General features: G+C 57.5%; 20 protein-coding genes. 16 read left to right on the top strand and 4 right to left on the bottom strand.

The features are described from left to right. Positions 1-27 precede the first annotated feature (27 nt). Together PKO02S_RS03245 and dapD are read right to left on the bottom strand one after the other, a co-directional pair. Entirely contained in the window at positions 28-1,197 is a 1,170-nt protein-coding gene (locus tag PKO02S_RS03245) for an N-acetyldiaminopimelate deacetylase (protein WP_127579657.1), read from the bottom strand. 68 nt (positions 1,198-1,265) lie between these two features. Next, positions 1,266-1,976, bottom strand: a complete 711-nt coding sequence (gene dapD / locus PKO02S_RS03250; RefSeq protein WP_127579658.1) for a 2,3,4,5-tetrahydropyridine-2,6-dicarboxylate N-acetyltransferase — start codon at positions 1,974-1,976, stop codon at positions 1,266-1,268. 368 nt (positions 1,977-2,344) lie between these two features. On the opposite strand from dapD, the gene pyrR reads away from it, so the two are divergent. From pyrR to pyrE, 7 genes are all read left to right on the top strand, one after another. Further along, on the top strand, positions 2,345-2,893 hold the full coding sequence (gene pyrR, locus PKO02S_RS03255; RefSeq protein WP_127579659.1) for a bifunctional pyr operon transcriptional regulator/uracil phosphoribosyltransferase PyrR: 549 nt from the start codon (positions 2,345-2,347) through the stop codon (positions 2,891-2,893). Further along, positions 2,890-3,798, top strand: a complete 909-nt coding sequence (locus PKO02S_RS03260) for an aspartate carbamoyltransferase catalytic subunit (protein WP_127579660.1) — start codon at positions 2,890-2,892, stop codon at positions 3,796-3,798. Before pyrR ends, PKO02S_RS03260 begins: the two co-directional genes overlap by 4 nt. Before the next feature lie 12 nt (positions 3,799-3,810). Next, positions 3,811-5,109, top strand: coding sequence for a dihydroorotase (gene pyrC / locus PKO02S_RS03265; protein WP_127579661.1), 1,299 nt, complete (start codon positions 3,811-3,813; stop codon positions 5,107-5,109). Between the two features lie 20 nt (positions 5,110-5,129). Further along, positions 5,130-6,299, top strand: coding sequence for a carbamoyl phosphate synthase small subunit (locus PKO02S_RS03270; RefSeq protein ID WP_127579662.1), 1,170 nt, complete (start codon positions 5,130-5,132; stop codon positions 6,297-6,299). Continuing rightward, positions 6,286-9,501 (top strand): carbamoyl-phosphate synthase large subunit, encoded by a 3,216-nt coding sequence (carB, locus tag PKO02S_RS03275; RefSeq protein ID WP_127579663.1) that lies wholly within the window; start codon positions 6,286-6,288, stop codon positions 9,499-9,501. The genes PKO02S_RS03270 and carB overlap by 14 nt, the downstream gene beginning before the upstream one ends. Before the next feature lie 94 nt (positions 9,502-9,595). Continuing rightward, positions 9,596-10,306, top strand: a complete 711-nt coding sequence (pyrF, locus tag PKO02S_RS03280; RefSeq protein ID WP_127579664.1) for an orotidine-5'-phosphate decarboxylase — start codon at positions 9,596-9,598, stop codon at positions 10,304-10,306. A gap of 28 nt (positions 10,307-10,334) precedes the next feature. After that, entirely contained in the window at positions 10,335-10,973 is a 639-nt protein-coding gene (gene pyrE, locus PKO02S_RS03285; RefSeq protein WP_127579665.1) for an orotate phosphoribosyltransferase, read from the top strand. A 56-nt stretch (positions 10,974-11,029) separates the two neighbouring features. Here pyrE and PKO02S_RS03290 read toward each other — a convergent pair whose 3' ends face one another. Then, the gene (locus tag PKO02S_RS03290; RefSeq protein WP_164821271.1) at positions 11,030-11,893 is read right to left on the bottom strand and encodes an AraC family transcriptional regulator; all 864 of its coding nucleotides are present in this window, start codon (positions 11,891-11,893) and stop codon (positions 11,030-11,032) included. Between the two features lie 145 nt (positions 11,894-12,038). Here PKO02S_RS03290 and PKO02S_RS03295 point away from each other — a divergent pair, with 145 nt between their 5' ends. After that, on the top strand, positions 12,039-13,379 hold the full coding sequence (locus tag PKO02S_RS03295) for an ABC transporter substrate-binding protein (protein ID WP_127579667.1): 1,341 nt from the start codon (positions 12,039-12,041) through the stop codon (positions 13,377-13,379). Positions 13,380-13,656: 277 nt separating this feature from the next. On the opposite strand, the gene PKO02S_RS03300 is transcribed toward PKO02S_RS03295, so the two are convergent. Beyond that, positions 13,657-13,836 carry a hypothetical protein gene (locus tag PKO02S_RS03300; protein WP_127579668.1) on the bottom strand — a complete coding sequence of 60 codons (180 nt, stop codon included), beginning with the start codon at positions 13,834-13,836 and terminating at the stop codon, positions 13,657-13,659. Positions 13,837-14,034: 198 nt separating this feature from the next. Here PKO02S_RS03300 and PKO02S_RS03305 point away from each other — a divergent pair, with 198 nt between their 5' ends. The 8 genes from PKO02S_RS03305 to PKO02S_RS03340 all read left to right on the top strand — a co-directional run bounded on the left by PKO02S_RS03305 (position 14,035) and on the right by PKO02S_RS03340 (position 26,142). Next, positions 14,035-14,964 carry an ABC transporter ATP-binding protein gene (locus tag PKO02S_RS03305; RefSeq protein WP_127579669.1) on the top strand — a complete coding sequence of 310 codons (930 nt, stop codon included), beginning with the start codon at positions 14,035-14,037 and terminating at the stop codon, positions 14,962-14,964. Beyond that, the gene (locus PKO02S_RS03310) at positions 14,964-16,073 is read left to right on the top strand and encodes an ABC transporter permease (RefSeq protein ID WP_127579670.1); all 1,110 of its coding nucleotides are present in this window, start codon (positions 14,964-14,966) and stop codon (positions 16,071-16,073) included. The genes PKO02S_RS03305 and PKO02S_RS03310 overlap by 1 nt, the downstream gene beginning before the upstream one ends. A 215-nt stretch (positions 16,074-16,288) precedes the next feature. Next, complete coding sequence (locus PKO02S_RS03315) at positions 16,289-16,975, top strand: ABC transporter ATP-binding protein (RefSeq protein ID WP_127579671.1); 687 nt, start codon at positions 16,289-16,291, stop codon at positions 16,973-16,975. Beyond that, complete coding sequence (locus tag PKO02S_RS03320; protein ID WP_127579672.1) at positions 16,935-18,047, top strand: efflux RND transporter periplasmic adaptor subunit; 1,113 nt, start codon at positions 16,935-16,937, stop codon at positions 18,045-18,047. The genes PKO02S_RS03315 and PKO02S_RS03320 overlap by 41 nt, the downstream gene beginning before the upstream one ends. 3 nt (positions 18,048-18,050) lie before the next feature. Further along, positions 18,051-20,990: an ABC transporter permease gene (locus PKO02S_RS03325; protein ID WP_127579673.1), complete on the top strand. Its 2,940-nt coding sequence runs from the start codon at positions 18,051-18,053 to the stop codon at positions 20,988-20,990. An 8-nt stretch (positions 20,991-20,998) separates the two neighbouring features. Next, complete coding sequence (locus PKO02S_RS03330; RefSeq protein WP_127579674.1) at positions 20,999-21,910, top strand: ABC transporter ATP-binding protein; 912 nt, start codon at positions 20,999-21,001, stop codon at positions 21,908-21,910. Next, positions 21,900-23,420: an ABC transporter substrate-binding protein gene (locus PKO02S_RS03335; protein ID WP_246066812.1), complete on the top strand. Its 1,521-nt coding sequence runs from the start codon at positions 21,900-21,902 to the stop codon at positions 23,418-23,420. Before PKO02S_RS03330 ends, PKO02S_RS03335 begins: the two co-directional genes overlap by 11 nt. A gap of 151 nt (positions 23,421-23,571) precedes the next feature. After that, on the top strand, positions 23,572-26,142 hold the full coding sequence (locus PKO02S_RS03340) for a hypothetical protein (RefSeq protein ID WP_127579675.1): 2,571 nt from the start codon (positions 23,572-23,574) through the stop codon (positions 26,140-26,142). Positions 26,143-26,175 lie beyond the last annotated feature (33 nt).

The raw sequence follows: 26,175 nt of genomic DNA on the forward strand, positions 1-26,175 counted from the left end.
AGTGGGTGGAATAGCCCTTTTATACAGTTAAGCTTGCTCGGACTTCCAACGGAAATAGCGAGACACGGTGTCGATGGCCAGCTCGATCGCTTGCTCGCTAGGCTCGATCTTCGCGTGGTGGAGTCCGTATGGCGTATCGACGCCGAGCCAGAACAGGAAGCCTGGGATTTGCTCGAGGAAATAGCCGAAGTCTTCACCTGTCATCGCGGCGCTGCAATCGACGAATTGGATGCGCTCCACATTAGCTGCATCGGACTTCAACCACTCGCGGAACTCCAGCGTCAACGCTTCATTGTTGTACACTTGCATGTAATTCGAGCCGTAGTCGATGTCCACTTTGCATGCAAAGGCGGTTTCGATCCCCTGTGCCAACGCTTCGATACGCGATTTGACCAGCTTCATCGACGTGTCGGAGAAGGTCCGTATCGTACCCTCGAGACGTGCGCGCTCGGCGATAATATTTTGCCGCGTGCCGCTCTCGATTTTGCCTACGGTGACGACCGCGGAGTCGAGCGGGTTGATATTGCGCGCGACAATCGTCTGCATCTGGGTGAGGAAATGGGCGGCCGCGACGACCATGTCGTTCGCCAGATGCGGGAATGCGGCATGCCCGCCTTTGCCGGTCAAGTCGATGAACAGCTCAGACGTGTTGGCGAACAAAATGCCGGGCTTCGTGGCGATGACGCCGACCGGATATTCCGGCGCGATATGGAGCGCGACCATCTGTTGCGGCAGCCATTCTCGAAACTCCTCGCTCTCCCGCATCGGCAGCGCGCCGCCTGGCCCTTCCTCAGCCGGCTGGAACACGACGACGAGATCGTCCGCCATCGGCTGCAGAGCGAAGCTAGCCAAGATGCCGAAGCCGATCGTCATGTGCAGGTCGTGGCCGCAGGCATGCATGAACCCGGGATGCTCGGACTTGAAGGCGTAGCCTGTGTCTTCCGCGATCGGCAAGCCGTCCATATCGGCACGGTAGCCATAACAGCGCTTCTTGTCCTTGCTTGTCCCTGTACCATGTACCTTCACGAGAATGCCTGTGCGCCATGTATGGACTTCCAGCCGATCCTGCGGCAATGTCGCAATCAGGTCAAGAAGCAACCGCTGCGTCTTGAACTCTTGATAGCCGGGCTCGGGGATACGGTGCAGCTGTCTGCGGATATCGATGTAATTATAGGTAGGTGCAACAGAACTTGTCATACAAAAAGGCCTCCCCGATTAGAAAGAGGGCGCCAGCCTGACGACTGACGCCTTCTCGATATTGTCTCTTACAGCTGGCGAAGCTCTTGCAGAATCTCGGTTTTGGACTTCGTCTTGTCGTCCACTTCCTTGATTACGCGGGCGGGAGCGCCTGCAACTACCGTGAATGGAGGCACGTCTTTCGTGACGACGGCGCCAGCCGCTACAACAGACCCTTGTCCTACGCGCACGCCTTCGAGGATCACGGCATTGGCGCCGACCAGCACGTCGTCTTCGATCACGCAAGGCTGAGCGGATGGCGGCTCGATGACGCCCGCAACTACAGCGCCTGCGCCGATGTGGCACATTTTGCCGACTTTGGCGCGGCCGCCGAGCACGGCATTCATGTCGATCATCGTGCCGTCGCCGACCGATGCGCCGATGTTGATCAGCGCGCCCATCATGATAACGGCGTTGTCACCGATCGATACCATGTCGCGGATGACGGCGCCCGGCTCGATGCGAGCGTTGATGCCCTTCAGATCGAGCATAGGAATCGCAGAGTTGCGGCGGTCATTCTCGACGACGTAGTCTTCAATCAACGCTTTATTTTGCTCCAGAACGGCTTGGACGATTTTCCATTCGCCGAATACGACGCCGGTCCCGCCGGTAATGAACGTCTGCAGCTCGGTACCGAAGTCGATTTCGCTCAATTGGCCCTTCAGGTATACTTTCACCGGAGTTTTCTTGGTGCTGTTCTTGATGTAATTGATAACTTCCATTGTATTCATTTCAGACATGAGGACTAGTCTCCTTTATTGGGTGATCTACCCTCTTTTATAGCATAAAAAGGCGTGGACAGGCAATGCGGAAAGCGAAGATTGCGGGCGGCTCAAGTATTGACAACTTTTGTCGAACGTGAGATAATTTCTTTCAGCTAAATAAGCACCTTTAAGTCAGTCCTGTGAGACTGGCAAGGTAGTCGTCAAGAAAGTATAGAAGGCACTTCTCTGCTGGGCGTCGCCATGCCTGCGCGGAGATCGTCTGCGGTCAGGCCGGGTTTGTGTCGAACAAGCTCGCCGCCTGCGGACGCCCAGCCTTCTATACGCCAACTCCTTGCTTCAGGGCAAGGAGTTTTTTCATTCCTCCAAGGAGGTGGCTCTGCCAGATGTCCGACAAGCATGTAATTATCGACGAAACGGCGATTCGTAGGGCGCTGACGAGGATTGCGCATGAGATCTTGGAAAAAAATAAGGGTGTGGAAAACTGCCGCTTGATCGGCATCCGCACCCGAGGGATCTACTTGGCCAAGCGGATCGCGGAGCGCATTCACGAAATCGAAGGCGTCCCGGTGCCGGTCGACGAGCTGGACGTGCGGGGTTACCGCGACGACGTCGTGCGGGTGCAGTCCGGTGCGATGGCGCCGGCCGGCAGCCCGCTCGAGATCGGCGACAAGACGATCATCCTGTTCGACGACGTGCTCTATACGGGCCGAACGGTACGGGCGGCGATGGATGCGATCATGGACCTGGGACGACCGCGCATGATTCAACTGGCGGTGCTGGTCGACCGCGGACACCGCGAGCTGCCGATCCGGCCGGATTATGTCGGCAAGAACGTGCCCACCTCCAAGCTGGAGGAAATCGAGGTTCGTCTCACGGAAGTGGACGGCATGGACGAAGTCATCATACTACAGCAAAGGGGACAGTCCAAATGACGCAAACATTCGTAAGCGTGGACCGGCATCTGCTCGGGCTGAAGGATCTCGGCCCGGATGAAATTCGCAGTATCCTGGATCGGGCCGCCTACTGGGAGCAGCAGCCGAACAAAGTGACGCCGCTCTTGAACGGCAAGTTCGTAGCCAACATGTTTTTCGAGAACAGCACGCGCACCCGCTTTTCCTTCGAGGTGGCGGAGAAGCGGCTTGGCTGCGAGGTGCTGAACTTCGCGGCGGCGGCATCGAGCGTCGAGAAGGGCGAGTCGATCTATGACACGGTCCGGACGCTGGAATCGATGGGGATCGACGCGGGCGTCATCCGCATGAAGCCGATCGGCCTGCTGGCCGAACTGGCGACCAAAATCCAAGTGCCGCTCATCAACGCAGGCGACGGCAACAACGAGCATCCGACCCAAGCGCTGCTCGACTTCTATACAATGCGCAAGCACTTCGGCGACATTCGCGGCTTGACGGTGTCCATCATCGGGGACATACAACACAGCCGGGTCGCCCGATCGAATCTATGGGGACTGCTCAAGCTGGGCGCCAAAGTGCAGTTCTGCGCGCCGAAGAATATGCAGGCACCGGAGCTGGCCGCTTACGCGCCTTACGTCGAGATGGAGCAGGCGCTGCAGGCCGATGTCGTCATGATGCTGCGAGTGCAGCTGGAGCGCCACGAGAAGGGGATGCTGAGCTCCGCCGAGGAGTACCGCGAGCACTACGGCCTGACGGTCGAGCGAGCAGCCCGCATGCAGCCGCATGCGATCATCATGCATCCGGCGCCGATCAACCGCAACGTCGAGATCGACGACGAGCTGGTCGAGTGCGACAAATCCAAAATATTCACGCAGATGGCTCACGGCGTCCCGATTCGGATGGCGGTCGTAGAGCGCGCGATGCAATAAAGGGAGGGCCTCATGGGAATTTGGATTCTGAACGGCCTCGTCGCCCAACCGGGAGGCGGACAGCCGGTACCGAAGCACTTGTACATTGAAAATAACCTCATTCAAGAAATTCGCGACGCCGGTGCGGGGAATGGGGCAACACCGGATACGAACGGCCACGAAGTGGTCGACGCCACAGGGAAGCTTGTCTCGGCCGGTCTGATCGACATGCACGTGCACCTGCGGCAGCCGGGCTTCGAGCACAAGGAAACGATCGCCACAGGGACGGCCTCCGCGGCGCGGGGCGGCTTCACAACGATCGCCTGCATGCCGAACACGCGTCCGGTCATAGACACGGTCGATACGGTGGGCTACGTGCTCGACAAGGCGCAGACCGAAGGCATCGTCAAGGTACTGCCGTACGCCTGCATCACGAAGAACCAGCTCGGCCGCGAGCTGACCGACTTCGCGGCGCTCAAGGAAGCCGGCGCGATCGGCTTCACGGACGACGGCGTAGGCGTGCAGAGCGCCCAGATGATGAAGGACGCGATGGCGCTGGCCGCCTCGATGGACATGCCGGTCATCGCGCACTGCGAGGACAACACGTTGGTCGAAGGCCGCGCCGTATCGGAAGGCGCCTTCGCTCGCAAGCACGGCTTGAAGGGCATCCCGAACGAGTCCGAAGCGATTCACGTTGGCCGCGACATCCTGCTGGCTGAAGCGACGGGCGTGCACTACCATGTGTGTCACGTCAGCACGGAGCAATCGGTCCGGCTGATCCGCCTGGCCAAGCAGCTGGGCTTCCGCGTCACTGCCGAGGTTTGCCCGCATCACCTGCTGCTGTCGGACGAGGATATCCCGGACAGCATGGATGCGAACTGGAAAATGAACCCGCCGCTGCGGACTCCGAGGGACGTGCAAGCGGTGCTTGAAGGGCTCGAGGACGGCACGATCGACATCGTCGTCACCGACCATGCGCCGCATAGCGTGGAGGAGAAAGCGCGCGGCATGCAGCTGGCGCCATTCGGCATCGTTGGCTTCGAGACGGCGTTCCCGCTGCTCTACACGAGGTTCGTCGAGACCGGCCGCTGGACGCTCGAGTTCTTGCTCGACCGGATGACGGTCAAGCCGGCGGAAGTGTTCGGCCTGAACAGCGGCCGCCTGGCGGTAGGAGCGGAAGCGGACATAACGATTATCGATTTGAACAGCGAGTTGGCAGTCGATCCGGATACATTCCTGAGCAAAGGGCGCAACACTCCTTTCACAGGCTGGAAGTTAAAAGGTTGGCCTGTACTTACGATGGTAGCCGGCAAGGTAGTTTGGACAGCATAACGATATAAGGAGTGAGTGGGATGCAAGCTAGACTTTTATTGGAAGACGGTACATTGTTCACCGGCCGTGCTTTTGGCAGCGAAGGCGAATCGGTTGGGGAAGTAGTGTTCAATACAGGCATCACCGGGTATCAGGAAGTATTGTCCGACCCGTCCTACTGCGGTCAAATCGTCACGATGACGTATCCGCTGATCGGCAACTACGGGATCGCGCGCGACGACTTCGAGTCGATTCGACCTTACATTCACGGATTCGTCGTGCGTCATCACGAGGAGACGCCGAGCAACTGGCGCGCTCAATATACGGTCGACAGCTTGCTGAAGGAATACGGCATCGTAGGCATCAGCGACATCGACACGCGCATGCTCACTCGCATTATCCGCCACCACGGCGTTATGAAGGCGATGCTCACAACGTCGACCCGTCCTGTAGAAGACTTGATGGAGCAGTTGAAAGCGACCGTGCTGATGACCGATCAAGTGTCCCGTGTCTCCACCAAGAGCTTGTTCAGCTGCCCAGGGACCAAAGAACGCGTCGTGCTCGTCGACTTCGGCGCGAAGAGCGGCATCATCCGCGACTTGTCGAAGCGCGGCTGCGACGTCGTCGTCGTGCCTCACGACGCGACAGCGGAGCAGATCCGCAGGCTGGCTCCGGACGGCATCCTGCTGTCCAACGGCCCTGGAGATCCGAAGGATGTGCCGCAAGCGGTACGCATGATCTCCGACCTGCTCGGCGAATTCCCGATCTTCGGCATCTGCCTCGGCCACCAGCTGTTCGCCCTCGCTTGCGGTGCAGACACCGACAAGATGAAGTTCGGCCATCGCGGCGGCAATCACCCGGTCAAGGATCTCGAGTCAAACCGCTGCTACATTACCTCCCAGAACCACGGCTACGCGGTGAAGGAAGAGTCGATAGCCGGCACCGAGCTGATCGTGACGCATATCAACAACAACGACAAGACGATCGAAGGCTTGAAGCACGCCAAACATGCGGCATTCTCCGTGCAATACCACCCGGAAGCCGCACCGGGTCCGTTCGACTCCAGCTACTTGTTCGACAACTTCCTGGATATGATCCGCGAATTCAAGAGCAGCCGTCCGTCGCTGCCCAGACAAGCGGAGATTATCGCCGCACGGCCTTCCCGCCAAGCGGTCGAGGTGAAAGGGGAACTCGCATATGCCAAAAAATAATACACTCAAAAAAATATTGGTGATCGGCTCCGGTCCGATTGTCATCGGGCAAGCAGCCGAGTTCGACTATGCCGGTACGCAAGCTTGCCAAGCGCTGAAGGAAGAAGGCATGGAAGTCGTCCTGATCAACAGCAATCCGGCTACGATCATGACCGATACGAACATGGCCGACAAAGTATACATCGAACCGATCACACTCGACTTCGTCTCGCAAATCATCCGCCAAGAGAAGCCGGACGGCTTGCTGCCGACGCTCGGCGGCCAGACCGGCCTGAACATGGCGGTCGAGTTGGCGCGCGCAGGCGTGCTCGAGCGCGAGAACGTCAGGCTGCTGGGTACGCAGCTGACAGCCATTGAGAAAGCCGAAGACCGCGACTTGTTCCGTGACCTGATGCGCGAGCTGGAGCAACCGGTGCCGGCCAGCGTGATCGTCACTACCGTAGCGGAAGCCGTAGATTTCGCGAACGAAATCGGATTTCCGATCATCATTCGCCCGGCTTATACGCTCGGCGGTACGGGCGGCGGCATTTGCAACAACCAAGAAGAGCTGATCGAAACCGTCTCCTCCGGCATTCGCTACAGCCCGATCGGCCAATGTCTGGTCGAGCGCAGCATCGCAGGCATGAAGGAAGTCGAGTACGAAGTAATGCGCGATGCGAACGACAACTGTATTGTCGTCTGCAACATGGAGAACTTCGACCCGGTAGGTGTGCACACAGGCGATAGCATCGTCGTAGCGCCTAGCCAGACGCTCTCCGATCGCGAGTATCAAATGCTGCGTTCCGCGTCGCTCAAGATCATCCGCGCGCTGAACATCGAAGGCGGCTGCAACGTGCAGTTCGCGCTCGATCCGCACAGCTTCCAATACTATGTCATCGAAGTAAATCCGCGCGTAAGCCGCTCCTCGGCGCTCGCTTCCAAGGCGACCGGCTACCCGATCGCCAAGATGGCCGCCAAGATCGCCATCGGCTACACGCTTGACGAAATCATCAACCCGGTTACGGGACAAACGTATGCTTGCTTCGAGCCGACGCTCGACTACATCGTATCGAAAATTCCGCGCTGGCCGTTCGATAAGTTCACGGGCGCGAACCGCAAGCTGGGTACGCAAATGAAGGCGACCGGCGAAGTGATGGCGATCGGCCGGACGTTCGAGGAATCGATTCATAAGGCGATCCGCTCGCTGGAGATCGGCGTCCACCGTCTGTACCTCAAAGGCGCTGAGCTGCTCGATACCGAGACGCTGGAGCTTCGCCTCGCCAAACCGGACGACGAGCGGTTGTTCCTGATTGCCGAAGCGTATCGCCGCGGCTACACGCTGCAGCAAATCCAGGACCTGTCCAAGATCGACTGGTGGTTCCTGAGCAAGCTCGAAGGCATGATCCAGTTCGAAGCGGAGCTGATCGCCGGCGAACTGACGGACGAGCTGCTGCTGGCCGCTAAGCGCAAAGGCTTCACCGACCGTGCGATCGCCGAGATTCGCACGGAAGCCGGAGCGTCTAGCTTCACCAAAGAAGCCGAAATTCGCGCTCACCGGATCGGCCGCTCGATCAAGCCGGTCTACAAGATGGTTGACACTTGCGCGGCGGAGTTCGAAGCGACGACACCTTACTACTACTCGACTTACGAGACGGAAGATGAAGTGTCGAAGACGAACAAGGAGAAGGTCATGGTGCTCGGCTCCGGCCCGATCCGGATCGGCCAAGGCATCGAATTCGACTACTCCACCGTTCACGCGGTGTGGGCGATCCAAGCTGCGGGCTACGAGGCGATCATCGTCAACAACAACCCGGAAACGGTCTCGACCGATTTCAGCACATCCGACCGACTGTACTTCGAGCCGCTTTTCTACGAAGATGTCATGAACATCATCGAGCATGAGAAGCCGATCGGCGTCATCGTACAATTCGGCGGCCAAACGGCGATCAACCTGGCCGGACCGCTCACTCGCGCAGGCGTTCGCATTCTGGGCAGCAACCTGGAAAGCATCGACGCCGCCGAGGACCGCAAGAAATTCGAGAAGCTGCTCCGCGATTTAGGCGTTGCTCAGCCTCCGGGCGGCACGGTTACTTCCGTGGACGACGCGGTTGGAACGGCTTCGCAATTCGGCTATCCGGTGCTCGTACGTCCCTCGTACGTCCTGGGCGGCCGGGCGATGGAAATCGTCTACTCCGACCAAGAGCTGCTCAGCTATATGGAATATGCGGTGAAAATTAATCCGGAGCATCCGGTTCTGATCGACCGCTACATGCTCGGCAAGGAAGTGGAAGTCGACGCGATCTGCGACGGCGACACCGTCCTCATCCCGGGCATCATGGAGCATATCGAGCGTGCAGGCGTTCACTCCGGCGACTCGATCTCGGTGTATCCGCCGCAGACGATCTCCGATGAGATCAAGCAGCATATTGTCGACATCACGATCAAGATTTCCAAGGCCCTGAATGTAATCGGTCTGGTGAATATCCAGTTCGTCATCTACAAAGAGCAAGTGTATGTGATCGAAGTCAATCCGCGTTCCTCGCGGACGGTACCTTTCCTAAGCAAAGTAACGAACGTGCCGATGGCGAACGTCGCGACTCGCGCTATCTTGGGCGAGAAGCTGGCGGATATGGGCTACGAAAACGGCTTGTGGCCGGAAGACGATCATGTGTCCGTGAAAGTGCCGGTGTTCTCCTTCGCCAAGCTGCGCCGCGTCGACACGACGCTCGGGCCTGAGATGAAGTCGACCGGCGAAGTGATGGGCCGCGACCGCAACTTTGCCAAGGCGCTGTATAAAGGCTTTATCGGCTCCGGTATGAAAATCCCGCCGACCGGCGCGATCATCGCGACCGTAGCGGATAAAGACAAGGAAGAAGCGATCGAAATTCTGCGCGGCTTTTACGAGCTGGGCTACAAGATCGTCGCTACGGGCGGGACGGCCATTGCGCTGCAAAACGCAGGCATCCGCGTGACGACCGTCAACAAGCTGAGCGAAGGATCGCCTAACATTCTCGACCTGATCCGCAACGGCGAAGCTCACTTCGTGGTGAACACGCTGACGAAGGGCAAGAAGCCGGAGCGCGACGGGTTCCGCATCCGCCGTGAGGCGGTCGAGAACGGCGTCGTCTGTATGACGTCGCTCGATACGGTGCGCGCCTTGCTGCACGTGCTGAATACGATCAACTTCTCGTCGCGGGCTATGCCGGTGGCAACAGTCAAATAATTTATGCGGTGCGTCACCCGGATCCAGTGATCCGAGTGGCGCATTGCTTTGAATACAGCATTCCAAACGTGAGCTCGAAGGGAGCGGACAGACGATGAAGGAAGTTCAGCGAATCATGGTAGCGCTCGATTACCCGAACGCGGAGAGTGCGGAGAGGCTTCTGCAGCAGCTGGAAGGCATCCCTTGCTACATGAAGGTCGGCATGGAGCTGTTCTATGCCGCCGGCCCCCAGTTCGTGCTGCGGCTCAAGGAGAGGGGCTACAAAGTGTTCCTCGATCTGAAGCTGCACGACATCCCGAACACGGTGAAGGGCGGCTCCGCGAGCATCACGCGGCTCGGCGTCGACATGTTCAACGTGCACGCCGGCGGCGGGCTCGCGATGATGCAAGCCGCCCGCGAAGGCATGGAGGCGGCGGCCTCCGGTGCGTCTATGCCGATTCTCATCGGCGTGACGCAGCTTACGAGCACGAGCCAAGCCGTGCTCAATGACGAGATCGGCATCGCCGGGCCGATCGAGGATGCGGTGCTGCGCTACGCGGGGCTCGCCCGCGAGGCGGGGCTGGACGGCGTCGTCGCGTCGCCGCTCGAGGTGCGCGGCATCAAGGCGCGCTGCGGCTCGTCGTTCGTCACCGTGACGCCGGGCATCCGCCCCGCCGGCGCCGCGGTCGGCGACCAGTCGCGCGTCATGACGCCGAGCGAAGCGCTCGCGCAAGGCACCGACTACATGGTGATCGGCCGACCGATCACCGCCGCCCCAGATCCGCGCGAAGCGCTAGAGCAGATCGTAGCCTCGTTCACCGTGTAACTAATCCCAGGAAGGAGCCTGAACCGAAATGACAATCCGTTACTTGGCCGACCAAATTGCCGAGGCGCTGCTGGAGATTGGCGCCGTCGCCCTAAGGCCGAACGATCCGTTCACGTGGACGTCCGGCATCAAGTCGCCGATTTATTGCGACAACCGGCTGACCATCTCGTACCCGCATATTCGTGACCTGATCTCCCTAGGCTTCTCTGAGAAAGTACGAGACCTGTATCCCGAGGCGGAAGTTGTAGCCGGCATCGCAACGGGCGGCATTCCCCACGGGGCATACGTCTCCCAGAAGCTGAACCTGCCGATGATCTACGTTCGCGACAAGGCGAAGGGTCATGGCAAGGAGAACGTCATCGAAGGCGTCCTGAAGCCGGGCCAGAAGGTCGTGATGATCGAGGACTTGATTTCGACCGGCGGCAGCTCGATCAAGGCCGCCAAAGCCGTTCGCGACGCAGGTGCGGAGGTGCTCGGCGTAATCGCAATTTTCAACTACCAGTTCGACTCCGCCGTCGCCAACTTCAAGGAAGCCGGCTTCGAGTTCGACTCGCTGTCCAACTACACGGCGCTGTCGGAAGTGGCGCTTCAGCTAGGCAAGATCAAGCAGGAAGACATGGCGCTGCTGCAAGCTTGGCGGCAAGACCCGTCTTCGTTCGGCAAGTAATTAACAGAGGAGCCTTCCTTTCCGCACGGCAGCGGGGAGGAAGGCTCCTTTTTGGTTCAAGCTTTCAATTGGACCGGCATGTAAACATGTGTCCCGGGTTGGGCGGCGCATTGGCCGAACATTTCCATAAACGGTCGATAATCCAGTTCATACCGGCTCTTCGGCAGCCAGTCGACATGCATATAGTGCATGAGATCCCAGACAAGCTCGCGAGGCCCGTCCAGCTCGGCAACGGCGCACAATCCCCCGGGAATCGTCCGAATGCATACGTCTTCCCCGGGAAACAGCCTCTCGTCACACGGGAAGCAAGCGTCAAAGCGGCAGCTCTGAATCGGGATCACATAAGGGTCGTCCAGCGAAATGCCGATTAATCGCTCGCGCTCGTTCAGGGCATTGTTCTTGAGCAAGTAGCGGTACAGCTTGGAATAAGCCTGCTGGATGCCGGGATGCATGCCGCTCTTCAAGAAGCCGTGCATATGCCTCACATAGGCGACTCGCATGGGAGGCGTCTCCTTGATCCGGATTTGAAGACGGCTTGCCTCAGCATAAACCTCTGGGGAGAACTTTTTGGGAAGGGATGACGTGACCCGGTATTTGTTCCTATACTCGGTGGGCTTGAGCCCGACCAAGCTTTTAAACTTGCGGGAGAAGTTGGCCGATGAATTGAAGCCGCAGACGATCGCGACTGAGGTAATATCGAGCCCGGATTGGAACAAAAGCATTTTTCTGGCGTGTTGAATGCGCATTCGGGTAATGAAGTCATTTACGGTCACGCCCGCATACGCCTTGAACACGCGCTGAAAATGATAGGGGGCATAATGACCCTGTTCTGCCAAGACCGGGATCGTCAAAATCTCTCCCAAATTATCGGCGATGAAATTCATTACGGTGTTCATTCGCTGAATGTGGTCGCTGTTCAAAGCTTTCGTGCATCCCACCCCTATCCTTGGAAAGTAGTGCGTCATGATATTTTATTATTTTACTATATAGCACGAATTGTTAAAAGTAGGAAGACGAAGATCGCTATAATAAGAGCTGAGTCTAAGAGAGAAAGGCGGTCGCGAAATGAAGCGGAACAGACATAGAGGGCTATGGATGGGTTTATCGATCATAATGGTTTTGGTGGTCCTGGTGACTGGCTGCACCGCAAGCGATGAGGGAGAACAGCCGATAGAGCTTCGCCTCTATATGCCGGGTGCGAATCCGGATGCGCCTATGTGGGCCGATTATTCCCAATATTTCAAGGATGTCGGGGCAAAATATACGGAATTGCATCCGAATAGAACGATTGCAATCGAAAGTTTCCCGGCTACTTTTCCTATCGAGAATATGGCGCGTAAGCTGAAGGCGGAGAACTCCCCGGACATCGTATTTCCCGTCAATTCTGCGCTGATCCCATCCTGGCTGAAAGATTCAATTTTGCTGGATTTGAATCCGCTCGCCAAAGCGGACGGGGTGGACAAGTCGGATTTCCACCAGCCGATTCTGAAGCTGACGGAATCCGGAGGGAAATGGGGGGCGATTCCGAATGTGGTTTTGCCGCTAGGGGTCCTTTATAATAAATCCCTGTTCGATAAGGCCAACCTTCCATATCCACAAGGAAAATGGACATGGGACGAGTACTTGTCCGTTGCCTTGAAGCTGTCCGAAGCGAACCCAGGCAAGTACGGGGCTGTGATGGCTTATAACCCTTTCTACCTGGAGATCCTGCTGGCAGGGCGTGGGGAAAGCCTGTTGTCGAAGGATGGGGCGAAGGCGGAGGGAGCATTGAACAGTCCCGGCTCCGTCCAGACGCTGCAGTGGTTCAACCGCTATTTCCGCGCCTTAAAGCTGGATCAAATATCCGGCGTCTCGAATGACATCGCCACAGGATCATTATTCAACTTGGGGAGCGTCGGAATGAAGATCTCCACTTCTGACGGCTATACGTTTTTCAAGAAGCAATTGGGCGATCGCTTGGGCGTCGCGCCGCTGCCAGGCACGGCGGATGGCCGGCGCGCCAATCCGCTCTCCGTTGTCGGCATCGGCATTTCCGCCCAATCGAAGCATGCCCGAGAAGCCTGGGACTTCTTGCGGTTCGCGACGATGACGGAGCATGCGTATACTTCGAAATGGGCGGAATGGTTTGTCCTGCCGAGCAAATCTATGGCCGCTGCCACGAAGCAAACGCAGCATTCGGATTTGAACGTATTCATAGAGGAGATGAATTATGCAGTAGAGTCCCCCGCGTTTGCGAACTTGGATTTTGCTTTACTGATGAACGAATCTCCGTTTTTGAGCGGTTTCTCGTCGTTATTGCTGAAAGAGGACGGGGAGCTGCCCGTAGCCCTATACCAGCTCGCGCAGAAGACGGACGGACTATTGATGGAAAAAGCAGCAAGCCGCGAGGCAAGCTCGAGCAAGTAAACAAGTTTCTTGCCGCCGACCAGGCAGGCCGATTGTATTATTCAGACGGAAGCACTCGGATGAAGGTTTACTCAATGCAGTAACAATGTCACAACGGATAATAGGATTCCCCATAGAGGCAACGCAAGCAAAATGCCGTTTATCAGGCCGGTCATAAAGCGATTTTCGTCTTCCATACGCAGCATATCTCCCATCGCCTATCGATGTAGTATGATATGCAGTATGTCCGGCGAGGGGAATCGCTAAACCGGCCTGTTTCCTTTAAGTCTCCACAGAATCAGTGGCAGACGGCGATATTTTTATTATACGTAATCGTCGATCCGTCGAATTTCATCAGCGGTATCGGCTGATATGCTTCCTTCGCCTGCGCGCGGCTCTCCAGATGATCGCTTATGGCAGAAGCGCCAATCGCTACGGCAACGACAACGCCGAATATCCAAACTGCTTTTCGGTTCATTCGAATCCATTCCTTTCGGTGCTCAACAAGCTATTCAGTTTATTGTACTATAAAGCATAGTAATTGACTAGGGATTCACGGAATTCGTGCTGTGGAAATCGGTCTGCAGACTGAGGCGAGTACGTGCTGGAGGCTGTTATGCCGTCCTGGCCAAACGATTATGATGGAAGCAGAGGTGAGTTGAAGGAGGCAAGCGGGATGTCCATTTTGGAAGTCAAAGACCTGAGGAAGACGTTCGGCTCAATCGTGGCGGTCGACCGGATCAGCTTCGAGGTGATGCAGGGCGAAGTATTCACGATTATCGGTCCGAACGGAGCGGGCAAGACGACGACGCTGGAGATGATCGAAGGGCTGCAGGAGCCGGACACGGGGACGATTGCGCTGAAGGGGCTGAATTGGAAGCAGCATGGCGACAAAATCAAGCAGTTCATCGGAGTGCAGCCGCAGTCTAGCGCTTTGTTCGACTTGCTCACGGTGTACGAGAATTTGGATGTGTTCGCCAGCTTTTACAACAAAACACGTTCGCTCGACGAAATTATGGAGCTCATCAATCTGACCGACCATCGCAACAAAAAAGTGAAAGCATTGTCAGGCGGGCAGAAGCAGCGTCTCGCGATCGGTCTTGCGATGGTGAACGATCCCGACATCCTGTTCCTGGACGAGCCGACGACCGGACTCGATCCTCAAGCCCGGCGCAATATTTGGGACGTCGTGCTGAAGCTGAAGGAGCTGGGGAAAACGACAATTCTGACGACGCATTACATGGAAGAAGCCGAGAAGCTGAGTGACCGGGTTTGTATCGTAGACCAGGGGAGAGTCGTGGCATTGGATACGTCCAAGCGGCTCATCCAGCAGCTGACGCAGGAGCGCGAAATTGAGCTGGTATTTGCAGGCGGGCCGGAGGCGGCGAAACGAGCTGCGAACCATATCGATGACGAGCCATCCGTCTCGCGGAGTGCGGTGGAAGGCGCGCGAGTCCAGCTGTGGTCGGTGCGACCGGAAGAAACTTTGTACCGCTTGTTCCGGTTCACGACGGAGCAGCAGCTTGAGGTGGAGCAAGTGACGATCAAGGACATGAGCTTGGAGGACGTCTTCATCGCGTTCACCGGGAAGGAGTGGAGAGACTGATGAAACAGCTTGCGAAACTATTTTCGGCGCAATTCAAGATGACGTTCCGGGAAAAGCAGGTTTGGTTTTGGTCGATCTTTTATCCGGTGCTGCTGCTGGTCGTGTTTCTTACCTTCTTCGGCGGCATGGGCGATGACGGCTCGTTCAAGGCGAAAATCGCCGTGGTGGCGGATAAAGAAACGGCCGTCTCGACGCAATTGCAGACCGCTATGAAGCAGATCGATTTACTGGAGTGGAAATCCGATTCCCCGGTGTCGAGGGAGCAAGCGGAAGACTGGGTGAAGGAAAAGGACATCGACGCAGCGATCGTACTGCCGGACTCGGCGGATGCGAAGCAAATTACGCTGCTTGTGAATAAGGAAAAGCAAGCAAACACTACGGTTCAGGCTTTGAACGGGATTCTGAACGAAGTGCTGCATCAGATGAATTACGCGCAAGCGAACATCACGCCGCAGCTGAAGCTGGGCATCGAATCGATCTCCGAAGGCGACGACCGGCTGGAGTATACGGACTTCCTTCTGACGGGCATGATCGCGTTAGCCATATCGCAGGCTGGCCTGTTCGGGATGGTGAGCATGATCGAGATGCGTCGCAACGGGTTGCTCAAGCGTCTGATGATGACGCCGGTTAGCATGGGGCTGTTCGGTCTAGGCGGGGTGCTCGTTCGGTTGTTTCTATCCGCGATCCAGGTCGTGCTGCTCGCTTTGATCGGCGTCCTGTTCTATGGGGCGAACCTGCATCTGGATTTACTTAATTTTGTGCTTATTTTTGTAGTCGGGACGCTTGCTTTCGCGGCTATCGGTTTCGTCATTGCCGCGTTCAGCAAATCGATGGATGCGTACTTCGGCATTGCAAACCTGCTCAGCTTTCTGATGATGTTCATGAGCGGCATTTTCTTCGACACCGGGTCGCTGCCGGAGTGGATCAAGCCGGTTTCGGCGGCGCTGCCGTTGACCTTCTTCGCGGACGGGATCCGCGATGCGATGGTGTATGACCGGACGGTGCTGACCTCGCAGTTCTGGTTGAACGCCGGGGTGTTGGCGGGCTGGGCGGTGGTGGCGTTTATCGTCGGCTCTCGGTTCTACTCTTGGAAGGCGGAGAAGCGGTAAGCTGGTATGTGTGGAGAAGCAGTCCTGCGAGGCTGCTTTTTTTCTTATGAATTTCTTTAACAATCCTTTAGGTTCTATTAAAGTTCATTTAGTAGACTGGCATTATCCCTTTGGAGTTAAAAAAAACAAAAAAGTTTCCTACACTATGTAACATTTTAACAGTCCAACTCGTCTATGATTTGAAAAATTTACTATTAGGGGAGGTGTGCCGTTCGATGGAGCAGGAAAAGCCGATCCTGACCGTTAGCCGGGTCGAACGATCATTCCAGACGGGAGGGCGTACGATTCATGTGCTCAAGGGCCTCGATATGGAGCTGCGGCCCCGGCAGCTTATTATGCTGCGGGGGCGCTCCGGATCGGGCAAAACGACGCTCATGAATTTGATGGGCGGCCTGGATCAGCCGGATCGGGGCGAGATTTGGTTCCGCGACTGTCCGTTCCATGAGTGGAACGACGACCGTCGGACGGAGGTGAGGCGCAGACAGATCGGCTTTATTTTTCAATCGTATGCGCTGATGCCGCTGTTGTCCGCTTGGGAAAACGTCGAGCTTGCGCTTCGGATGGCAGGTGTGCCTCGGGCCGAGTGGAAGCCGCGCGTCCAGCATTGCCTCGAGCTCGTCGGTCTTGGCAAGCGGATGCACCATCGGCCGTTCGAGCTGTCCGGCGGCGAGCAGCAGCGCGTGGCGATCGCCAAGGCGATCGCGCACCGGCCCACCCTGCTGCTGGCGGATGAACCGACGGCGGAGCTTGATTCGCAGATGGGCGCCCAAGTGATGGCCGTCTTCCAGGATATCGTCGCCACCGAGCAAGTGACCATCTGCATGACCACCCACGATCCCACTATTCTGGAGGTAGCCGATCATGTCTATCAAATGGCGGACGGAACGTTCGTCCTCCCGTAACCGCACCATGCGAGGTTTGTTAAAAACCGGCGCGATCACGCTCGTCTGCCTCAGCCTGCTGGCGGCGACCGGCTGCTCCTTGCTTCCCAAGGAGGACGAGGAGGAGGCGCTGCCTTCGATCAGCCCGCCCAAGCTGTCCAAGAAGCCGGAGTACACGGTCAAGACCGAGACGCTTGAGACCCGTGTACGCGGCAGCGGCAAGCTGATGGCGACGAAGGAGGAATCGCTCTTCTTCTCGGAGACCGGCAAGCGGGTCAAGGAAGTATACGTCAAGTCGGGCGAGCCCGTAGCCGCGGGCCAACTGATCGCGGAGCTCGACGTGTCCGATCTGGAGAGCCAGCTGCGGCAGAAGCGACTGCAGTCGCGCAGCGACGAGCTGCGGATGATCGAGCTGCTGCGGCAGAGCACCGACAAGACGCCGGAGCAGATGGAGCAAGCGCGCATCGACTTCGAGCTGAAGCGCGAGGAGCTCGTGAAGCTGGAGCAGTCGATCGCCAAGGCGAAGCTGACGGCGCCGTTCGCAGGCACGGCCGTGGCCGTGTACCTCAAGAAAGGCGATACGGTCACGGCCTACGAGCAAGTCGCGATCGTTTCCGACTTGACCCAACTGACGGTTGCGGCCAGCATTACGGCGGACGATTTGAAGAAGGTGGCCGTCGGCATGGAGACGGTTGTCGATATCAACGGAGCCGGCCAGCAGAAAGGCAAAGTGAAGCAGCTGCCGAACCCGAAGGCGGCTGACAATGGCGGCCGCCCTGGCGGCGGCGCAGGCGGGCAGCAGCCCCCGCCGCCGGATACGATCGACAACTACTTGCTTGTCGAGCTGGATGCTTTCCCGGCCGGGTTGCAGCGCGGTACGCCGCTCAGCGTCGCCGTCGTGATCCAGCGCAAGCCGAACGCCGTCACGATCCCGCTCGCCGCGTTACGCACGTACGCCGGACGCAATTATGTACAACTGGTGGACGAGAAGGGCGAGAAGCGGGAGGTCGATGTAGAGATCGGGCAACAGACGTCCACCGATGTCGAGATTGTGAAGGGGCTGACGCCCGGGCAGAAAGTGGTGGGCAAATAAGCTATGCCGATGCTGCGGTTTCTGTATCGAAAAATGTGGAACACCCGCTGGCTGACGATCAGCACGCTGTTCGGCCTTATCGTCGCGGTGGCGTTCACGACGAGCATCCCGATGTACGCGGACGGCTCGCTGAAGCGGGTGGTGGCGAAGTCGCTGCTCGAGAAAAGCGACGGCATGCCCCCCGGCTCGACGCTGATCCGCTATCAGGCCGTCGGCTCGGAACGGGCGGATCTCACGGCATTCGCCGATGTGGATACGTATATCCGGGAAGAAGTGCCGCTTAATGTAGGCTTCCCGCACAGCGTGTACGCTCGTGCGCTGTCCATCCGCAATGCGCAGCTGACGCCGGTCGATCCGACCAAGGTGGACCCGAGCAAACGAAGGCAGATGTCCATCGCCTCGTTGTCGGGCCTGGCGGAGAAGATCGAGTTGAATGGCGGACGGATGTTCGCGGAGCAGAGCGCGGCCGGTACGATCGAAGCGGTCGTGCTGGAGGATGCGCTGTCCAAGAACGACGTTCGGGTCGGCGACGAATTCATGTACCCGATCAGCGGCGGTCAAGGGATCGCCCCGCTTAAGGTGCGCATCGTCGGCAGCTTCCTGCCGAAGGCGGAAGACGACCCTTACTGGTTCCAAGGCTTCGAAGGGTTGGCCGGCATGTTCCTTGTCAGCGAGACGGTTATGCAGAAGGAGCTGCTGGAGCAGCGGAAAATACCGCTCAACCTGGCCAACTGGTATTATGCGTTCGATTTGACGGAGATCAAAACGAGTCAATTGGCGCCGCTCGGACGGACGCTGGAGCGGATGGACATTACGCTCTATCAGAAGCTGAAGGATACGAGAGTGGACATCTCGTTCTCGGATATGCTGGCCGATTTCAAACGGCAAAGCTTGCAGATGCAAATGCTGCTGTTCACGCTTGCTGCTCCGATGCTGGCGATGGTGTTCTACTACATCGTCATGAACGCGCGTCAGGCGCTGGAGCGGCAGCGCAGCGACATCGCCGTCCTGCGCAGCCGAGGCGGCAGCACCCGCCAGATCATCGGCGTGTTCCTGCTGGAAGGGGTGCTGCTAGGCGCCGCGGCGCTGGTGTTAGGCCCGCTGCTCGGCTGGTTCATGGCCAAAAGCATCGGGTCGTCGAACGGGTTCCTCACGTTCGTGGACCGCAAGTCGGTGCCGGTCGACGTGTCGCCCGAATCGCTGTTCTACGGCGTCGGCGCCGTCGTGCTGGCGATAGCCGCCAGCGTCATTCCGGCGGTCCGGTCGGCGCGCTCGTCGATCGTCGGCTACAAGCAGTCGCTCGCCCGCACGGACCGCCCGCCGGTCTGGCAGCGGTGGTACTTGGACATCGTGCTGATCGCCCTGTCCGGATACGGCTATTATTCATTCCAAAATTATCAATTGCTCTCGGCGAAAACCGGGATGACGAACGATCAGCTTCAGGTGCATCCGTTGCTGTTTTTCGTGCCGGCGCTGTCGATTTTCGCTATCGGGCTGTTTTGCCTGCGGCTGTTTCCTTGGCTGCTTCGTTTGTTCAACTGGCTCGGACGGCGGTTCATGCCGGTGTCGATTTTCTTGACGCTTACCCAGCTGTCGCGTTCGGCCAAATCGTATTATCCGCTTATGGTACTGTTGATTCTTACGCTCGGCTTAGGGGTCTATAATTCCTCCGCTGCGCGTACGATCGATCTCAATTCGACGGAGCGGACTCTATATCAATACGGAACCGACGTTGTTATTCAGACGGTATGGGAAGGATTTGCCGAAGAGGACGGGACTAGCGGCCAAGGCACGCCAGGCGGTCAAGGGCAAGGTCAGGGCGGTCAAGGACAGGGTCAAGGCGGCCAAGGAGGCCAGGGCTCCGGTCAAGGAGGCTCAGGCCAGGGGGGGCCTGGTACAGGCAACCCGGGCGGCCCGTCCGGTCAAAATCCCGGCAACTCGACGATCCGCTACATTGAGCCGCCGTTCGAAGTGTTCCGCACGCTCGAAGGGGTCGACCACGCCGCTCGCGTGCTGCAGACCAAGGGCAGCGTCATCGTCTCCGGCCGTACCCAAGGGCAGGGCCTGGTGATGGGTATCGACAATGTCGACTTCGCCGATGTGGGTTGGTTCCGCCGGGACTTGTTCCCTGCCGAGCCGAGGGAGTACTTGAACCTGCTGGGCTCCTATGAGCAAGCGGTCATCGTGCCGTCCGGCTTCGCGGAGAAAAATCAGCTCAAACCGGGAGATTTGATCAACATCGCGATCCAGCAGCAGTCGGTCGAGTTTGTCATTGTCGGCACATTGCCTTACTGGCCGAGCCAATATCCGGATGAGACGCCGTTTTTCATCGCGAATTTGGACTATATTTACGACCAGGCACCCATCGTGCCTTACGATGTATGGCTCAAGATGAAGCCGGGCGCCAAGCTGACGCCGGTCATCGAATCGCTGCAAGCGCAAAATATACAGCTGGCCGATTACAAGGATGTGCGCAACGAGCTGATCACGCAAGCCAAACACCCGGCGCGCGGCGGGGTATTCGGTATATTGAGCCTCGGCTTCCTCGTGTCCGTCTTTATCTCGCTCATTGGTTATGTATTGTATTGGTTTTTCAATTTGTCTAGCCGAGTCGTGCAGTTCGGGATGCTGCGGGCGATGGGGCTGTCGCGCCGCCAATTGACCGGCATGCTGCTGCTGGAGCAAGGCTTCACAGCAGGGCTCTCCATCGCATTAGGCGTGCTGATCGGCAAGCTGACGAGCGTGCTGTTCCTGCCGTTCCTGCAGACCGCCGAGTCGGCCAAGACGCAAGTGCCGCCTTTCCGGGTCGTGTTTGAAGCGAAGGACGCGAACCAACTGTATCTCGTCGTGGCGTTTATGATGCTGACCGGCGCCGCGCTGCTGTTCCTGCACATTCGCAGGCTTCGCGTCCATCAAGCCGTCAAGCTGGGAGAGGAGCGATAAACGAGACGATGATCCATTGCGACGGATTGGTCAAAATTTACAAAACCGACGATCTCGAGGTCGTCGCCCTGCAAGGCTTGAACATCCATGTAGAGCCACAGGAGATGATGGCGATCATCGGCAACAGCGGCAGCGGCAAATCGACGCTGCTCAACATTCTGGGCGGTCTTGATCGCCCGTCGGCCGGCCAAGTGAAGGTCGGGGAATGGGATTTGCTTAAGATGACCGATGATCAGCTAGTCGAATATAAACGGCGGACAGTCGGCTTCATCTGGCAAAACAATGCCCGCAACCTGTTGCCCTATCTGACCGCGCTCGAGAATGTAGAGATGCCGATGATGCTGGGCGGCAAAGTCGATCGTCCCTATGCGAAGCAACTGCTCGACTGGGTCGGACTCGCCGACCGGATGCACAACAAGCTGTTCCAGCTGTCCGGCGGGGAGCAGCAGCGGGTCGCTATCGCGATCTCGCTGGCCAATCGGCCTTCGCTGCTCCTCGCGGATGAACCGACAGGTTCGGTCGATTCCCAGACCTCGGACCGGATCATGGACATTTTCCGTCGGCTGAATCGGGAGATTGGCATTACAATCGTCATTGTCACGCACGACTTGTCGCTGGCCAGCAAGGTGGACCGGGTCGTCGCCATACGCGATGGCATGACGAGCACCGAATTTATTAAACGAAACCCGAATCTCATCCTCGATGCTTCTGACAGCTCCGACGGTTCCACCGACCGGCGCCGATCGATCCAGGAGGTCCATGAGGAATATGTGGTGCTGGACCGAGTGGGACGGCTGCAAATTCCGAAGGCTTACTTGCAGGCGCTGCAGATCAGCGATAAAGCTTCGATGGAGTTCGACGGCGAGAAAATTATGATCAAGGCTCCCAAATCTTTGGAGGTGTTAAACGATGAGCAGTAAGGCTGCAGCAATGAGAAAGAAAATTTGGATCCGTAAAATGACCGGCATCGTCTTGACGCTTGCGCTTACCGTGCCACTGGCGGCAGCATGCACGAAAGATTCCGGCGCTGACGATAAGACCGAGCGTACGCTCCGCATCGCGACCTATTCCGGCCCGGACGATGAATATTTCCGCCAGCAATTTTCCGATACGTTCGAAATTACGCATTCCAATATTAAAATCGAGCTCGTCCCGATCATCGATTACAGCATGTACAGCATGCCGCGAAAAGAAGGAGAGGCGCAGCCGGATCCTTTGGTGAAAATGCAGGAGCTGATGGAAGGGCCGAACCCGCCGGATATTGTCATGCTGCAAAACCTGGAGCAGTTGCCGGAGCTTGTATCCAAAAACATGCTGCTGCAGCTTGATCCGCTGATCACCAAAGAAAAGTACAACACCTCCGATTTCGTTCCGGCAGTTATCGACGGGCTGAAGGATGCCGGGGACGGCAAGCTGTATGCCCTCTCGCCTCTGTTCACGTCCAGCGTGCTGATGTACAACAAGGCTTTGTTCAACGAAGCAGGCGTCTCTTTTCCGAAGGACAATATGACCTGGACCGAAATCTTCGAGCTGGCGCGCCGGGTGACGAAGGGCGAAGGGGAGAATCGGAAGTACGGCTTCGCGTTCAATCCGTATCCGTTCAATGACAGCCTGTTCTACGAGTTGGGCAACTACTATACGAATACGCTGGGTGTCCGGATGTTCAACGATGCCGGAGACAAGATGACGGTCGATTCCGACCAGTGGGAAAAAGTGTGGAAGACGATGCAAGGGCTCGTGAAGGATAAGATTATGCCGGGCGGCATGGATCCGAACCAAATGATGAACATGAAGATGATGCCTTCCAGTGGAGGCGAATTCAATCCGTTCCAGAATGACTTGTTCAAATCCGGCAAGCTGGCGATGGTGCTGGCGCAAAGCTACCAGATCAACGATATGATTGCTGCGAACAAAAATGCGGCCAATTATCCGGGATACACTCCGATCGACTGGGATATCGTGACGGTGCCTCAGCATGAGGAAGCGAAGGGCGTCGGCGGCAACTTTTATATGAGCGGCCTGATGGGCATCAACGCGAAGGCGCAAAACCAGAAGGACGCTTGGGCGTTTCTGAAGTTCGTGAACGGCGAAGATTGGGCGAAGCTGAAGTCTCGCAGCGTGAGCCAGATGGTGTCCCGCAAAAAATATATTCAACCGCGAGACGGGCTGAGCTATAATGTGCAAGCTTTCTACTCGCTGAAGCCGGGGCCTGCTAACGAGCTGAATGAGCTGTACCGCAAAAATCCGAACGTCGGGCAAGTGCAAGGAATTGGCCAGCAATATTTCAAACAGGCGATGGACGGTACGAAAGGGGTGCGGGAATCGCTTAAGGAATGGCAGACGGCGGGCAATTCGGCGCTGCAGCAGTTGAAGGACAATCCGAATATGCCGTTTCCGATGGGAGCGAGGCCTGGCGTGATTATGTATTGACCGGCCGTACGCCAAAATGTAACGCCGCTGTAACATGCGAGCGGTACAATGGGATCATTTCCAGCCTGTCCCAGCTCCTGTTTGTTTATGCCGCGGGGGCAGGCGGCCCGGCTGTTGTCGGAACTAACTACGAGGGGAGAGAACATTCGGAATGAAGCGACTGTTCTTAAAACGAATTTGTACCGCAGCGATTGTCTGGTCGCTTGGGATGGGAACCGTCGTACCGGTATTCGCGGATAGCGGGGAAGCAGTCGTCGTGCAGGAGAAAATCGCGCAAGCCGCTTCTATCGGTGCCGTCTACATTAGCGCGAACAGCTATTTCGAGCTGGTGCAGGCGAGTCTATTGCCAGGTGACGACGGGAAAATCGTGACGTTCAAGGTCAAGCTGCATAACGGCGAGAGCTCCGACCTGTCGTTGATCGACTATTGGGTGCGGCTCCAGACGACGGCGGGCACACAATTCAGCATCAACCTGCTTCCGAAGGACAAGGACAAAAATCGGGTGCCGGCCGGCGGGGAAGAGGAAATCAGTTTTTATGCCAAAGTGGGGCCGACGGTCACGCTGCAGGATCTAGTCTTCAACTTTATTCGCTGGGATTTCTCCGTGGCGAATTTCGAGCGCAAGCTCGGTCAAATAACCGTTCCTTGGGACTACAGCTTGCTGACCCAGGTGGATGAGCGCCGGATCGTCGCCGTAGGCGGGACGCAGTTGAAGACATCTGTGTCACAGATGACGGTCAATTCGGGGGATGAGGAGCATTACGTCAGCCTTACGTATTCCCTCGAAAATATCGGAAGCAAAAGCGCTACGCTGCCGGGATATACATACTCCATCCGGACGCCGGAAGGGCTAATGTATCCGCTCGACGGGTCGGGGGGGAAGGAACTCACCGTGAATCCCCGGGCAAAAAAAGTTGTTAAGCTGACGGGGACGATCCCGTTGTCCGTGCCGCAGGACGGCTGGGAGCTGGTCGTGACGGAGACGGAGCCGACGGCGAAGATCCAGTTGCCGGTCGCGTTTTATTTGCTGCCGGCCAGCACAACCGATGATGTGACCGTTCCTGCCGGCGGAACCAAAGTAGTGGAGGTCGGCGATATTCCGCTGGCGTTGTCGGTAGGACGAGTTTCGATGAGCAAAAACGACGTCAACTACAATGCCACGGTTTACTTGCATCTGGAGAACAGGGGCAATGGGCTCGTTCGTGTACCGGGGTATTCCTTCAATGTGCGGACGAGCGAAGGGCTCGTCTATCCGGCCTCGTCTGCGGGCATGAACAATTTGTCCATCTTGCCTCGCAGCAGCAAGAATGTGGAGCTGTCCGTCAGCATTCCGGTCGGTGTGGCCGTGGACAAGCTGGAGCTCGTGGTGAACGAGCCGGCCTCTTCCGGTAGCGGCGGCTCAGGGGCTGGTTCAGGCTCAGGCGGCACTGGCGGTTCCGGTACGGTCGATTCGCGCTTTGAGTACCCGATTGCGGTATTCCGGCTGCCCAGCCCGACTTCCAACGAAGGCCAACTTGGCGAGACGACGGAGTTTTCGAACAAAAGCGGCGTGTACGCCTTGACCTTCAACAGCATGCAGCGGCTGCCGTGGGAGGAGACCGACATCCTGACCGCCGATCTGACGCTTACGAATCGGGGCAGCTCGGCTTTGCCGATCCCCGCGCTAAGCGGCTACTTCTTGCTGGACGGCGCGATTCAAGTGCCGGCGAAGATCGTGCAGACGGATCGGCTCATCTCCTTGGCCAAGGATGGAGAAGTCGATCTGCAGCTATACGGATCGATTCCTTACACATACGCCTACTCCGATCTGAAGCTGATCGTGCAGGAGAAAGTGTCGGAGACGGAGACGAACGATCTCGCCGAGTTCAACAACGAGTCCGATGCTTTGACGATGCCGGTAATCGCGACATCCGGCACCCACGCGATCGATGCGGTCGGCCGCCAGGCGGGGCTTAGCATCCGCAGCTCGCGGTCATACACCGGAGTAGACTCCAGCCTGTTTACTGTGCAGCTCAATGTGGAGAATCGCGAGAAGCGGTTTACGAACTTGGGCAAGCTCGTCGGTTACTTCAAGACGAAGGACGACCTGATGTTCCCGGCGACGATCTCCGAGGTGAAGAAGAAGATCGGCCCGATGGGCAAAGCGATTATGCAAGTGTCGGCGAACTTGCCTTCCGGCTTCGATACGTCGGGTATGCAGCTCATTCTCGGTGAAGGCGTGAAAGACGCCAAGCTCGCAGAAGGTGCTGATGTGCCGAACGCATATGTCAACGCGGTTACCTTCGACATCCCGCTAGAGAGCAGCACGGTGCAAGAAGGGTTCAACAAGCTCGACTTGTTCCCGTATACGCTCTCGATCGGCAAGCTGTCGGCGACCGCCGTGACAACTAGCCAGTTCTCTCTTTCGTTCGAGTATTCCCTTTCGAAGAACACGTTTGTGGAATCGAGCGGGGAAGAGCATCAGGTCATCGTCGAGTTTTCCGACCCGGCCGGCGGCCTCTCCCTCACTCAGACGTTGACTCTCGACAAGTCGACCGACCCTGAAGCGGCCGGGAATCTTGCGGTTGGGCAGTATACGAAGACCATTCTCAAGACGGACCCGGCGCTTCTGGCCCGCCTTCCTTACTTGAGCAACTACAAAATCAACGTGTACGACCAGTTCCTGGGCCAGAAGAAGCTGATCGCTTCGCAGACATTCAACTGGTTTGTGACGTCGGAGTAAGTTCAACCTCATAGGAAGCATCTCGAGAGGCCG

This window comes from Paenibacillus koleovorans NBRC 103111, assembly GCF_004000845.1.
Taxonomy (GTDB): domain Bacteria; phylum Bacillota; class Bacilli; order Paenibacillales; family NBRC-103111; genus Paenibacillus_AA; species Paenibacillus_AA koleovorans.